At 58.8% G+C, this 12,191-nt stretch carries 9 protein-coding genes and 1 pseudogene; 6 read left to right on the forward strand and 4 right to left on the reverse strand.

Translation table 11 applies throughout. The features are described from left to right. The first annotated feature begins 21 nt into the window (after positions 1-21). Together NKI20_RS07625 and NKI20_RS07630 are read left to right on the forward strand one after the other, a co-directional pair. The gene (locus NKI20_RS07625) at positions 22-1,080 is read left to right on the forward strand and encodes a methyltransferase domain-containing protein (protein ID WP_352829554.1); all 1,059 of its coding nucleotides are present in this window, start codon (positions 22-24) and stop codon (positions 1,078-1,080) included. Between the two features lie 196 nt (positions 1,081-1,276). Beyond that, positions 1,277-2,710 carry a pyridoxal phosphate-dependent decarboxylase family protein gene (locus NKI20_RS07630; protein WP_352829556.1) on the forward strand — a complete coding sequence of 478 codons (1,434 nt, stop codon included), beginning with the start codon at positions 1,277-1,279 and terminating at the stop codon, positions 2,708-2,710. A 146-nt stretch (positions 2,711-2,856) separates the two neighbouring features. Here the strand turns inward: NKI20_RS07630 and NKI20_RS07635 are convergent, their stop codons facing one another. Continuing rightward, entirely contained in the window at positions 2,857-3,771 is a 915-nt protein-coding gene (locus NKI20_RS07635; RefSeq protein ID WP_352829557.1) for a LysR family transcriptional regulator, read from the reverse strand. Between the two features lie 119 nt (positions 3,772-3,890). Here NKI20_RS07635 and NKI20_RS07640 point away from each other — a divergent pair, with 119 nt between their 5' ends. Together NKI20_RS07640 and NKI20_RS07645 are read left to right on the forward strand one after the other, a co-directional pair. Beyond that, the gene (locus NKI20_RS07640; protein WP_352829559.1) at positions 3,891-4,850 is read left to right on the forward strand and encodes an NmrA/HSCARG family protein; all 960 of its coding nucleotides are present in this window, start codon (positions 3,891-3,893) and stop codon (positions 4,848-4,850) included. 41 nt (positions 4,851-4,891) lie between these two features. Further along, a complete protein-coding gene (locus tag NKI20_RS07645) occupies positions 4,892-5,257 on the forward strand; it encodes a hypothetical protein (protein ID WP_352829561.1) in 366 nt (121 codons plus the stop codon). Positions 5,258-5,480: 223 nt separating this feature from the next. On the opposite strand, the pseudogene NKI20_RS07650 reads toward NKI20_RS07645, so the two are convergent. From NKI20_RS07650 to NKI20_RS07665, 3 genes and pseudogenes are all read right to left on the reverse strand, one after another. After that, positions 5,481-5,918, reverse strand: a pseudogene (locus NKI20_RS07650) (integrase core domain-containing protein); the annotation flags it as partial. Positions 5,919-5,997: 79 nt separating this feature from the next. Next, a complete protein-coding gene (locus NKI20_RS07655) occupies positions 5,998-7,137 on the reverse strand; it encodes an epoxide hydrolase family protein (RefSeq protein ID WP_352829563.1) in 1,140 nt (379 codons plus the stop codon). A gap of 1,004 nt (positions 7,138-8,141) precedes the next feature. After that, complete coding sequence (locus NKI20_RS07665; protein ID WP_023725021.1) at positions 8,142-9,323, reverse strand: ROK family protein; 1,182 nt, start codon at positions 9,321-9,323, stop codon at positions 8,142-8,144. A 252-nt stretch (positions 9,324-9,575) separates the two neighbouring features. Between NKI20_RS07665 and NKI20_RS07670 the strand changes: the two genes are divergently transcribed. Both NKI20_RS07670 and NKI20_RS07675 read left to right on the forward strand, forming a co-directional pair. Continuing rightward, a complete protein-coding gene (locus NKI20_RS07670; protein WP_352829565.1) occupies positions 9,576-10,868 on the forward strand; it encodes a glycoside hydrolase family 30 protein in 1,293 nt (430 codons plus the stop codon). Between the two features lie 60 nt (positions 10,869-10,928). Further along, the gene (locus NKI20_RS07675; protein WP_352829567.1) at positions 10,929-12,179 is read left to right on the forward strand and encodes an ABC transporter substrate-binding protein; all 1,251 of its coding nucleotides are present in this window, start codon (positions 10,929-10,931) and stop codon (positions 12,177-12,179) included. Positions 12,180-12,191: the final 12 nt, after the last annotated feature.

Raw genomic sequence — 12,191 nt, forward strand, 5'->3', positions numbered from 1 at the left:
CGGCCTCACAAGGAGCGCATAATGAGCCGCGATGCTTACCTGAACACCAGCAGCGGCAGCACCGATGCGAGAAAGGCGTTCGAGCAGGCGGTCTACGGTCTTGCAGCGCATCGGCCCAGCACCGGCATGGCATTGCAGGCTACCCTGGCGGCCGATCCCGATCACATCGCAGTACATGCGCTCAGCGGATTTGCAAACCTCATCCTCGCCCGTTCGGAACTGGCGCCCAAGCGCTTGCGCGTCGGCAAACCACCCGCCTCATCAACCGGAGACAGGCACATCATGACCTCGACGAAAAATTCCGCCCTTAATGGCACCGACCTTTACGAGCGCATGGGGCAGCGGACCACGCAGCCGTTTGCCGTGCAGCTCCTGGACGAACTGGAGCCTTTAACAGATCTGTCTGTCATCGACGTTGCCGCAGGGACGGGAGGGTTGGCTGAAGCGGCATCTGAGCGGGGCGCCTCGGTTGTGGCGGTCGATCTGGCGCCAGCAATGATCGAACGCACCGACGAGAGACTTCAGAAGTATCCGCGATCGAGCGCCAGGATCATGAACTTTGTGGCTCTCGATATGGCCGATGGCATTTACGATGTGGCTATTTCCAATTTCGGAATTCTAGCTTATCCCACGTGGCAAAGCGGGCTTGACGAGATGGTTCGCGTCGTCCGTCCGGGCGGGTCTATCGCGCTCACCATGTGGACCAACCTCGACGACTGTTCTCCGGCGCATTTGCTCCACCGCGTTTTTCGCCAGCACTTCCCGAACAGGGACTTATGGCCACCGGGTCTGTTCCCGATGTTCTCCCCGGCGTCGCTGGAAGAAGGCTTGCTCGAGGCCGGATGCGTCGATGTCAGGGCGCAGACGGCCGAGGCGGACTGGTCTCCATTTTTGTCCGTCGACGTCGTGGACGAGTGCGACCCGATGTTCAGGAGCTTTCCCGGATATGCTGGCCTCGATGACATCGAGAGAAGCAATTTGCAGAGGTCTCTAAAAGCGGCTTTCGACGCCTATGCTGACGTCGGCGGAGTTATCCATCTGCCGACGAGAGCGTATATGGTCGTGGCGAAGAAGGCATAGTGAGTAGCACCTCTTGATCCAGTCGGGTCGTCGCAGATCAGAGGTTCGGCCAGGAACCCTGACCTGTCCCCGATCCGGAAAACTTCTGCGCTGATAGGCAACCCGGCATCACCTCAATCAGCCACATCAATACCTTTACCCGTTCCGGCCGGACGTCTTCGGCCCGACTGCAAAATGAGAAGGATATGAATCCGATATGAACCCGAGTGATTTTCGCCGCCACGGTCATGAACTGATAGAGTGGATAGCTGACTACTACGAGAATATCGAGACACGGCCCGTGCAGCCGCCGACAAAGCCCGGGGACATCAAAGCACTGCTGCCGGGGTCCGCGCCGGATCAGCCGGAACCCTTCGAGAGGATCATCAGCGACCTGAACTCGATCGTGTTGCCCAATGTTACGCATTGGCAACATCCCGACTTCTTTGGCTACTTTCCTTCGAACTCGCTGGGTGCGGGGATCCTTGGAGAACTAGTCAGCACGGGCCTGGGTGTGCTTGGCCTGTCCTGGCAGGCGTCACCCGCTGTTACAGAGGTCGAGGAGGTCGTTGTCGACTGGTTCCGACAGATGGTTGGTCTTTCCGCAAACTGGATGGGCGTCATCAATGACACCGCATCCACGAGCACCCTGGTATCGCTGTTGTGTGCGCGTGAGAGAAGCACAAATTATTCGATGACCCGCGACGGGTTTCAAGAAGATGGCCAAAATCTCATTGTCTACACCTCAGCCAGCGCTCACTCCTCTGTCGAAAAGGCGGCCCTGCTAGCGGGATTTGGGCGCCTGAATGTCAGGCATATCGAGGTGGACGAAACCTTCTCGATGCGAGCGGATCTGCTTGAGCAGGCGATCGCACTCGACAAGATCAATGGGAAGCAGCCGTGTGCAGTTGTTGCGGCAATCGGTGGGACAGCGACGACATCGATTGACCCACTCTCGCAGATAGCGTCGATCGCACGCGATCACAGTGTGTGGCTTCATGTAGACGCTGCAATGGCTGGCAATGCGATGATCCTACCGGAGTGTCGCTGGATGTGGGCTGGAATCGAGCTTGCCGACAGCCTCGTCATCAATCCCCACAAATGGCTTGGGGTGCCCTTCGACTGCTCTCTCTATTTCGTTCGCGATGAGCAGCATCTGCAAAGGGTCATGTCGACAAACGCGAGTTACCTTCAATCAAGAGTCGACAGTCTGGTTCGCAATCTCCGCGACACCGGGATCCCCCTTGGCCGACGTTTCAGAGCCCTGAAACTTTGGTTTTTGATCCGAGAGCAGGGCGTATCTCGCCTTCAATCTCGATTGCGCCGCGACCTCGATCTGGCAAAAAGCCTTGCGGTCGAGATTGCGAGCACGCCCGATTGGCATCTGGTAGCGCCGGTAAACCTTCAGACGGTGTGCATCAGATATCAGCCGGAGAATGTTCCGGGGGAGCGGCTGAACGATTTTACGCGTGCCTGGGCCGAGGAGGTCAACGCTTCAGGTGAGGCATTTGTCACTCCGGCGGCAGTGAATGGTCGTTGGATGGTCCGGATTTCGATCGGAGCTCCAACTACAGATGAATTCAACGTGAAGCATCTTTGGAACCTGATCAAGAAAATTTCGGCAGCCAAAGCTCACGAGTTCGGGAGTTAGGACGCTCGCTTTGTGACCGGGCAGACGCTTGTCGTCGATGGGGGCTGGATGCGGGTGTAAAGAGTGCCGAGCCTCGAGCGGGTGGGTCGGCGGTGCATCACCGACCGGAAGCCGATTTGTTTGGGGCCGGACTTGGAGGATTTCGATCAAAGCCTGGCGGTCGGCGAGTTAGAGACCACGAGATCGTGGATCTGCTCGCGGATCCATTGCTGGCCCTGATGCCCGTGGGTGCGCTCATGCCAGATGAGCTCCACCTGAAACCGCTCCGAGAGCCATGGGACGTCTATCCACGCGACCTCGGCCATGCGGCCCCGCATCAGACGTCGCGGTACCAGCGCGACAAGATCGCTGCTGGCGACGATGCTCGGAATAACCAGGAAGGAGGCGGCAGACGCAACGATCGCACGAGAGTGACCAAGTGCCTGTAGGGTGGCGTCCACCGGCGTCGAGAAACCACCGCCTGAAGGTGACACGATGACCTGCTCAAGTCGGCCGAAGCCCGCTGCGGTCGCTCCTTTCTCTATCCGCGGATGGCCGGAACGGCCGATGAGAATATAGCTCTCCTCGAAGAGGTGCCGGGTACGCAGGTGGGCCTGCCCAGGCTCCGGTGTGGCGATGGCCAGATCGACATCGCCGTCGGCCAGTTGCTGCGATAACCTGGCTGGGGCGAAGCGGTGTATCGCAAGCCGGAGGGTGGGCGCCTTTTTGCGCAGCGCCACGATCAGAGGCGCCACCACGACGGCCTCGACGTAGTCCGTGCACGCGATCGAGATGGTCAGTTCGGCGGTCGCGGGATCAAAGCTGTCATGGCCCTGGAGCGTGCTGCGGAGCTGGTCCAGCGAGGCTCGGAGCGGTTCGATCAGTTCGAGGGCCTTCGCCGTCGGCACCATGCCACGATGCGCTGGCACGAGCAGGGGATCCTTGAAGAGATCGCGAAGACGGTTCAACTGCGCGCTGAGGGCCGGTTGGCTCATATGCAGCCGAGCCGCGGCCCTCGTGACGTTTCGTTCGACAAGCAGAGCTTCGAGACTGACGAGGAGGTTGAGGTCGATGCGCTTCATATCCATGGGATGGATAGTAACGCATAAATCAATCGATTTCACATATGGCCTGTGGGTTGCGATTAAAACCTCCAGGGAGTGCCGTACTGCGCTGCTCCAGGAAAGTGATGGAGATACACATGTCGATTGATCAAAAGCCTACCATTGTCGTCGCAGGCAGCCTGAGCAAGCAGGGCCGGAGCGTGACGGAGTCGTTGCTGGGGAGTGGAAGGTATCACGTTCGTGCCATGACAAGTCGTACTGACTCGCCTGCGGCCCTTAAGCTGGCAGAGCAGGGCGCTGAGCTCATTGCAGTACCGCTTGCCATCAACCACAGGAGCGATTTTGTGAAAGCGTTTCGGGGAGCGCAGGGCGCCTTCCTGATGACCCCAGTCGTCGCCCCTCCAGCTACCTACGAGTTCGATATCGGCAGGGATCTGGCAGATGCCGCCATGGAGGCGGGTGTTGATCACATCGTCTTCAGCACGCTGGAAAACGTCGATGAGATCACTGGAGGTTCGAAGTTCGCGCCGCATTTCACGGACAAGGCGCGCGTCGGGGCTTATATCCAGGGTTTTCCTGTTCGCAGCTCATTCGTCGAGCTCGCGTTCTTCTACACCAACCTTCTCGAATATTATACGCCGCGCCAAGAGGGCGATACGCTCGTCTTTCCAATCTATCTGCCGGAGCATTTCCGAGCACCCTTCGTCGATCCGCTGACGGCGACAGGGCCAGCCGTTCTGGAAATCTTCGACCATCCCGAAACCTATGCCGGGCAAACGCTCCCGATCATCGGCGACATCCTATCGCCGGCCGAGATGATCGAGACCTTCAAGCGCGTCACGGGCCGGAAGGCTGTGTATGCATCCGCCTACTCCCCTGATGAGCTGGTTCGTCATTTTCCGGAGTTCGGGCAAAATCCTGAGCTCGTTCGAGAAAACATCGGCATGGCGGAATATGCGGTTGAATACGGATATTTTCGGAAAGACCGGGACCTGGCGTGGAGCAGGCGGATCAATCTCTCAAGCCTGACCTGGGAGCAGTTCCTGATAAAGACCGGTTGGACGGGCGACAAAACGGCGTTCGGCCTCAACTGGTGACCCTTGGTTGCTTGTAGCGGTCTGTGGAGCGTTGGTGCATCGTGCGCACGCTCATCAATGAAGTAGTTGCCGATCTCGATGATGGAACTTCTGAGATTGCCCTCGTCATTCATTGGGTTGGTGGCGTCCACACCGAATTGCGCCTGCCGAAGCGACGCCGAGGGCAAAGAAACGCGACGCCTGACGACATTGTCGACGCTGTGCGACAGCTCGTCCTTATCGCCAATGACGATGTGATTGCCGGTGTCCTCAATCGCAACGGACTGACGACCGGCAATGGCAATCGCCGGACACGGGAGCGGGTCACTGCGCTGAGATCATATCGCAAGATTCCGGTCTTCCGCCCCCAGATCGACGGATCGAGCCGTGGCTTAATCTGGGCGGCGCGGCGAAGTTGCTCGGAATAACGCCAAAGACGCTGCGTCTGGCGGCCGAGGCAGGCGAGATTGAGGCGACCCATCCGCTACCCGATGGCCCATGGATATTCAGCCGCTGAAAACTCGCGACAACAGAAGCGCGTCAGATCCTCGATCGCGTCCGGCAGAACCCTCGACACCCCACAGGATCGCATCCCGATCAGGAAAACTTATTCTCTTCAACAACATAGAAAGATGGGCGTTATGAAACAGGATTGTAATCCTCCTTCCATGCGGTGATCTCGGCTCTGGCTTGAAGCAATGACAAGAACAGTGTTTCGTTGAGACACTCATCGCGGAAACTTCCATTAAAGCTTTCCACGAAGCCGTTTTGCATCGGCTTTCCCGGTGCGATGTAGTGCCATTCCACACGTGTCTGCTGGCACCATCTGAGGATTGCCATTGAGGTCAGTTCCGTGCCGTTGTCCGAGACAATCATGTGCGGGCGTCCGCGTTTGGCCATGACGATATCGAGTTCCCGCGTGACGCGCAGACCCGAAAGGGATGTGTCGGCGACCAGCGCCAGGCATTCCCGTGTAAAGTCATCGACAATGGCCAAGACGCGGAACCGCCGTCCATCGGTGAATGCATCGCTGACGAAGTCGAGGCTCCACCGTTCGTTTGCCCGTGACGGCAGCGCGATGGGCCGACGCGGTCGTGACGACGCAGGGCATTGAAGCCTTTCGACGCCAGCGCCACGCGCCGCGCTTCGGAAACGGAGATCTCCACCTTCAAGAGCGCGCTCCCGACACCGTCGCGATAAAGCCGCGCAGGTCGGCCAGCATCAGTTCCGGCTCTTCCAGCGCGGCGAAATGCCCGCCCCGCGGCATGTCGGTCCAATGCACGACGTTGTAGGTCTTCTCTACGAACGAGCGCGGCGGCGGCAAGAACACCGGATCGGGGAAGGCCGCAACGCCGGTCGGCACCTGGATGCGGGCGCCGGCCGGAAGCATCAGCGACTCCTCAAGCCGGCTGCCGTAGTAGATCCAAGTTGCAGTCACGAACGATGCCGGTGCGATGTAAAGCATGATGTTGGTGAGGAGTTCCTCCTCGGAAAACTTGCTCCAGATGTCGGGGTCGCCATCGGCGGTTGTCGGAAGATCGGCCCACTTGCCGAACTTTTCAAGTATCCAGCCCGCCGCTCCGACCGGGCTGTCGGCCATTGCGACGCCGAGCGTCTGCGGACGGGTTTCCTGCTCGTGAAAGTAGGCGCGCTCCCGATCGGCAATCGCGGCCCGCTTGGCGGCGAAGGTCTTCTCCTCGCCGGTCGTCGGAGCGGCGTCCTCCGCACGCACGGTCATCATGTTGATATGGATGCCGAGCAGAGCGTCCGGTCGATCATGCGCTGCCCAGGCCGCGATGCCGTGGCCCCAATCGCCCCCTTGAATGAAATACCGCGCGTCGCCGAACAGTTGGATCATCAGCCTATGCACGAGCGCAGCAGCCCGCCGCGGGCCGATCGGGCGCGTGATCGGGTTGGAGAACGCGAAGCCAGGAAGCGAGGGGACGACAACATCGTGCCCGTCCGCTGCGAGCGGCTCCAACAGCCGCTCGAACTCGAGATACGAGCCCGGCCAGCCGTGGAGAAGCAGGACGGGCGGCTTGAAGCCGTCGCCTTTCACATGAACGAAGTGGAGGTGCTCGCCTTCCACGTCGGCCATGAAGTTGGGGAGTGCGTTGAGTCGCCGTTCGACCGCACGCCAGTCGTAGCTGTCCCGCCAATACGCGGTGAGCCGCTTGAGGTCATTAACCCCGACCCCCGCTGACCAGCCTCCCGCATCCGGCAGCTGGCTCCAGTCATAAGCCTCGACCTTAGCTCTGATCGTGGCGAGCCGTTCGTCAGGGATGTTGATCGTGTAGGGTGAAATCATGATGTTCTCCGCTTAATGGGATGCGGTTCGATGGAGAGGGCGTCCACCAATCTGCTTTCCGTATTGTCGATGGATGTTCTGAGAGCCGACGGCCGCTCGGCATACTGCTCGGTACGTCGCCGAGGTTGAAATCGAACCTTCTACCTGTTGTTATCCAACGAATGGATACCCACTCGATACTACGCGCCTAGAGCGGCAGCCTTGTCGACGATGATGGGATTTGAGCCTATGACCTGTTACAGCTGTCTCGGCGCGCCCTTTCGAATGGTGGGGGTGGGACAAGACCACTTCGACGAGCTTGCAGCAAATTCGCGGCGTATCGAAGGGAGGTATGTTGAGTTTCGCACCCCACCTAAGCTGCCATATAGCGAAGGGGTATGATGGCATAAGAATGTGACGGAAGACATCGCGACCTTCATACCCAAAACGCGACGATACCAAAAAAGTACAACGCTTGGCCATTTCGCCCGAGGATCTGGAGCCCGACCCGTGCCTTAAGAAAAGACGATGGACAAAGGCACGCCCGTATGACAGTAATAGCCCTCTTCCCCAAGATACTCCGGCAAGGCTCGGTGACCAGTTTGTTGCCGAAAACTGAAAGCGGGCGTAAGAGTCTGCTCTCATCATGTCTATTCCAGGCCTTCCAGTATGACGCTGTCGATCTGACATCGAGAAATCCCCATATCTTTCAGATGGTAATCTGGAAGCTCCTTTAATTGAGCGGCGGATTTTTTTTAATCGCATTCCGGGCAAGCCACCGCTGGAACACGTTGCCAACAAGGTTATGAGAAAAAGGCGGCACAGAGCCTTTCGGTTCGCGCCGTTTCGAAACGCCTGAAGATCAGCAAAACCTCTGTGGCGACGTATCTGCTGCGAGCGAAGGAGACCGGACTTTCGGTTCCTGCGGGAGCGGTTGAGGGCCGAGTAGATGTGCCGGCTCATACCCGCTCGGTGAAACTGCTCACGAGCCGCGGCAATTTTCAAGGCACAATCGCGGTCCGACACTATTGCGCCGCGTCGGCTATCCATCCGCTCGCTTGTTCGAAATCAAAGAATTGCTGGATGGCGAGCGCCGAAGCTCCCCGCGACCAAATGTTGTTTTCCCAGTCGACTTCGACCGGCGGCGGCGTCTCGAAGCAATATTCCTGAATCGCGGCGATCATCGGATCGACCAGGGATTTTCCGAAGCGGATGGCCTCGCCGCCCACGATCACGACTTCCGGATCGACGAGATCGATCATGGTCACCAACCGCATGCCGATGTCGTGTCCAGTCTGCCCAAGATAGGCCACGGCACGCGGGTCCCCGGCCAATGCAGCCTCCTGCAGATCGGCAGGGCTTTCACCGACATTGCGAGCGCGAATGTCCTGCCACGCCTTGACCATCGCGGGTTCCGAAAAGCGGTTACCCCAGCTTTGCCGGTTCTCGCGCGGCGCTCCGAGCGCCGCGGAATCGACTGCAAAGCCAACTTCGCCGGCCGCATAGCGCGCGCCGCGATGGATCTGTCCATCGAAGATCAGAGCGGCACCGACACCCGTGCCGATGATCAAAACCAGCGCGGAACTTCGATGGCGGGCATGGCCGAAAAGCTGCTGCGCGATCGCGAATGCATTGGCGTCGTTGTCGATCCACACTGGAACATGAAGGCGTTCCGCCAGAAGCGCGGCGATGGGCACCTGCTTCCACCCGAAACGGTGCGAGATCAGGCAGACGCCGCTTTCGATGTCGACAAGGCCGGGCATGGCCAGACCAACCCCGATCAACTTGGTTTTTCGCTCACTTTCCTCAGGCAGCAGATACTTGACCGCCTCGTCTGCCGCAGCGGCCACCCTTTCCGGCTGAAGATCAGCGAGGAGCACGACGCAGGTGGCAATCGCAGCGGTCGAGAGGTCAGTCAGAACCGCCTCCAGCCTGCCTTCCATCAGTTTGAGCCCGATTGAAAAACGGGCGCCATATTCGATGTGAACCGGTGTAGGCTTGCGACCGCCACTGCTCTGGCTACTTTCTCCTTCCTTCAAGAAACCTTGCTCCATCAAATCGCCCACGACGCCGGTAATCGCCGCATTGCTGAGCCCGGTTCGAGCGGCGATTTCTCCACGGCTCAGCCCGCCATCGCGCCGGAGAAGATTGAGTATCAGTCGCCTGTTCATCGCCCGCGTCGTGCGTTGGTCGCCCTTAAGTGCCATTCTAGATTCCGTCACATTTCTTTTTTCAGTAAGTGAAATATGTCTTGCGCCGGACCGCATCCTGCCTTAGAAGGGTTGCAAGGATCAATCGCTGCTTTTGGAATTTTATGGCGCGTCCGGGAGGAGTTCCGGACATCCTGAGCCGGGCGAGGGCGTCGGCGCATAACAAATAGGTTCACAGCATTTTGCGTTTCGCGGCGCGCGGTCATCCGTGCGCGCGGACGGGCACCTGCGCACTGAAGGTCCAATGCCATGTCTCCTAATGGGATTTCGTCTTCCCCAACTGAACAGTGGATCACGCACGAGATCGCACGAGCGGATGCAGACGGCCCCCCAACGCTGTGGACCGAGGGCGTCGTCCTAAAGAACTTCAAGGGCTTTGGCGGCTGCTTCAACGAGCTTGGATGGCGAGCGCTGGCGTTGCTGGACGAGGATCAGCGGAAAACGGTGATTGCCGAATTGTTTTCAGCGGGTGGCTGCGGTTTCAATTACTGCCGAATGCCGATTGGGGCCAGCGACTACGCCGAAAGCTGGTATAGCCATAACGAAACCGAAGGCGACTTCGCGATGCACGCGTTCTCGATCGCTCGCGACCGCAGGAGTTTGATCCCCTACATCGAGGCGGCGCGCGCTGAGGCCGGCGAGGACTTCTATCTCTTCGCCTCGCCCTGGAGCCCGCCGACATGGATGAAATTCCCACAAGCGCATAACTACGGGACGCTGGTCTGGGAACCGCGCTATCGAAAAGCCTACGCCGACTACTTCGTCCGCTTTGTGGAAGCCTATGCCGAGACGGGCATATTCATCGACGCAGTGCATGTCCAAAACGAGCCGAACTCAGACCAGAAGTTCCCGTCGTGTTTGTGGACCGGCGCACAGATGCGGGACTTTATCCGCGACCACCTGGGCCCGGCCTTTATGGCCGCCGGCCTGGCAACCGAGATCTGGGCCGGTACTATTGAACGCGGCGACTTCAACAGTTGGGCCGGTACCATCTTTTCCGATCCTGAAGCGGCCGCCCATATCAAGGGAGCCGGATTCCAGTGGGCGGGCAAGCACGCAGTCCAGCGTACCCGTCATGCATTCCCGGAACTGCCGATTATCCAAACGGAGAATGAATGTGGCGACGGAACGAACACCTGGCAACAAGCACACTACGTTTTCGATCTGATCCAACATTACCTCTCCAACGGCGCCGAAGCCTATGTCTACTGGAACATGGTGCTTGAGCCTCGAGGTACCAGCACCTGGGGCTGGCAGCAGAACTCGTTGATTACCATCGATCCGGACCGCCGAAAGGCGATCTACAATCCGGAATTCTATGTGATGAAGCACTTCAGTGCCTTCGTTCGCCCAGGTGCCCAAGTGCTGAAGACAGCAGGCCCGCTCGCGAGCAATGCGCTGTCCTTCCAGAACGGTGACGGAAGCCAGGTCCATGTTATTCAGAACCCGTTCGACGCTCCGACGACAATCACGGTCCGGGGCGACCGTGAAGCTGTGTCACTGACCCTCGCTCCACTTTCTATCAGCACTCTAACGCTCTGAGGCGTTGCTGCCTCATTCACTTTGTTCTCTGGAGGAGAAACGATGAAACGGTCCATCAGCATGCGCAAGCTCGGCCTTGCAGCCCTTTTGATTTCGCTTTGCTCGACAGCAGCCTTCGCGGACGCAACCGTGAAGGTTCTAAGGCCTGAGGTGCCGAGCAACGAGAAAGCTTACTATGAAAAGGTGATCACGGAATTCGAGAAAGCCAACCCTGACGTCCACGTGAATTTCGAATACATCGCCAATGAGGCTTACAAGCAAAAGCTGACCACATTGCTGCAATCAGATCAGAAGCCAGATCTGATCTACAGTTGGGCGGGCGGCGTTCTGGGCCAACAGGCAAAAGCCGGCGTGCTGCAAGACATATCCGCATCCCTGACCGGCGACTGGGCCGCCTCGCTATCCAGTTCCGGCACGGCGGCCTTTACTGTCGGCGGCAAAATCTACGGCGTGCCGGTGAATGCCAGCGACGTGGTGTTCTGGAGCAATCTCGATGTCGCGAAGAAGGTCGGCATTGACGTCAACGCCATCAAAACCTGGGACGATTTTCTCGCAGCCGTCAAGAAGGCAAAAGACGCAGGCGTCACCCCCATCATGGTTGGTGGAAAAGACAAGTGGCCGCTGCATTTCTACTACGGCTATCTGATGGTGCGGGAAGCCGGCAGGGATGGCATGGCTGCAGCGATGGACGGCAAAGGCGATGGCTTTGCCGCGGCTCCCTTCATCAAGGCCGGAGAAGATTTCAAGGAACTCATCGCACTCGAGCCGTTCGAGCCGGGTTTCATGGACACAACTTTCGAGCAGGCAAGCGGGCTGTTTGGTGATGGCAAGGCCCTGTTTCATCTCATGGGCGATTGGGACTACGGGGTCTCCAAGCAGAACTCTGTGAGCGGTAAAGGCATTCCCGACAACAAGCTCGCTACGATACGTTTTCCTGCGGTTGTCGGCGGCGCCGGCGAAGCAAGCGATACCTTTGGGGGCATGAACGGTTTTGCGGTGATTGCAGGCGCTCCCCCCGAAGCCGTCGAATTCCTCAAGTTCCTGACCTCCGCAGACAACCAGAAGGTTGCTGGCGCTGAGGGCGTGTTCATCCCCGTCGCCAAGGGGTCGGAGGCGAACATGACCAATCCCTACTTCCGCAAAACAGCCGAAGCCCTTGCCCAATCGAAGTTCCATCAGATTTTCCTCGATCAGGCGCTGGGCTCGGATGTCGGCGCCACGATCAATGATGCCGCCGCAGACCTTGCCCAGGGAGTGGTCACGCCGGAGGAAGCAGCCAAGTCGGTCCAAGACGCCTGGGCGATGCGCTGAACCAATCCCATC

The sequence above is a fragment of the Mesorhizobium sp. M0830 genome, assembly GCF_040319965.1.
Taxonomy (GTDB): Bacteria; Pseudomonadota; Alphaproteobacteria; order Rhizobiales; family Rhizobiaceae; genus Mesorhizobium.

Excerpts from the sequence above, each read along its gene's own strand:
- NKI20_RS07670 (WP_352829565.1), top strand. The coding sequence starts at position 9,576 with ATGTCTCCTAATGGGATTTCGTCTTCCCCAACTGAACAGTGGATCACG.
- NKI20_RS07630 (WP_352829556.1), top strand. The coding sequence starts at position 1,277 with ATGAACCCGAGTGATTTTCGCCGCCACGGTCATGAACTGATAGAGTGG.
- NKI20_RS07625 (WP_352829554.1), top strand. The coding sequence starts at position 22 with ATGAGCCGCGATGCTTACCTGAACACCAGCAGCGGCAGCACCGATGCG.
- NKI20_RS07640 (WP_352829559.1), top strand. The coding sequence starts at position 3,891 with ATGTCGATTGATCAAAAGCCTACCATTGTCGTCGCAGGCAGCCTGAGC.
- NKI20_RS07635 (WP_352829557.1), bottom strand. The coding sequence starts at position 3,771 with ATGAAGCGCATCGACCTCAACCTCCTCGTCAGTCTCGAAGCTCTGCTT.
- NKI20_RS07655 (WP_352829563.1), bottom strand. The coding sequence starts at position 7,137 with ATGATTTCACCCTACACGATCAACATCCCTGACGAACGGCTCGCCACG.
- NKI20_RS07665 (WP_023725021.1), bottom strand. The coding sequence starts at position 9,323 with ATGGCACTTAAGGGCGACCAACGCACGACGCGGGCGATGAACAGGCGA.
- NKI20_RS07675 (WP_352829567.1), top strand. The coding sequence starts at position 10,929 with ATGCGCAAGCTCGGCCTTGCAGCCCTTTTGATTTCGCTTTGCTCGACA.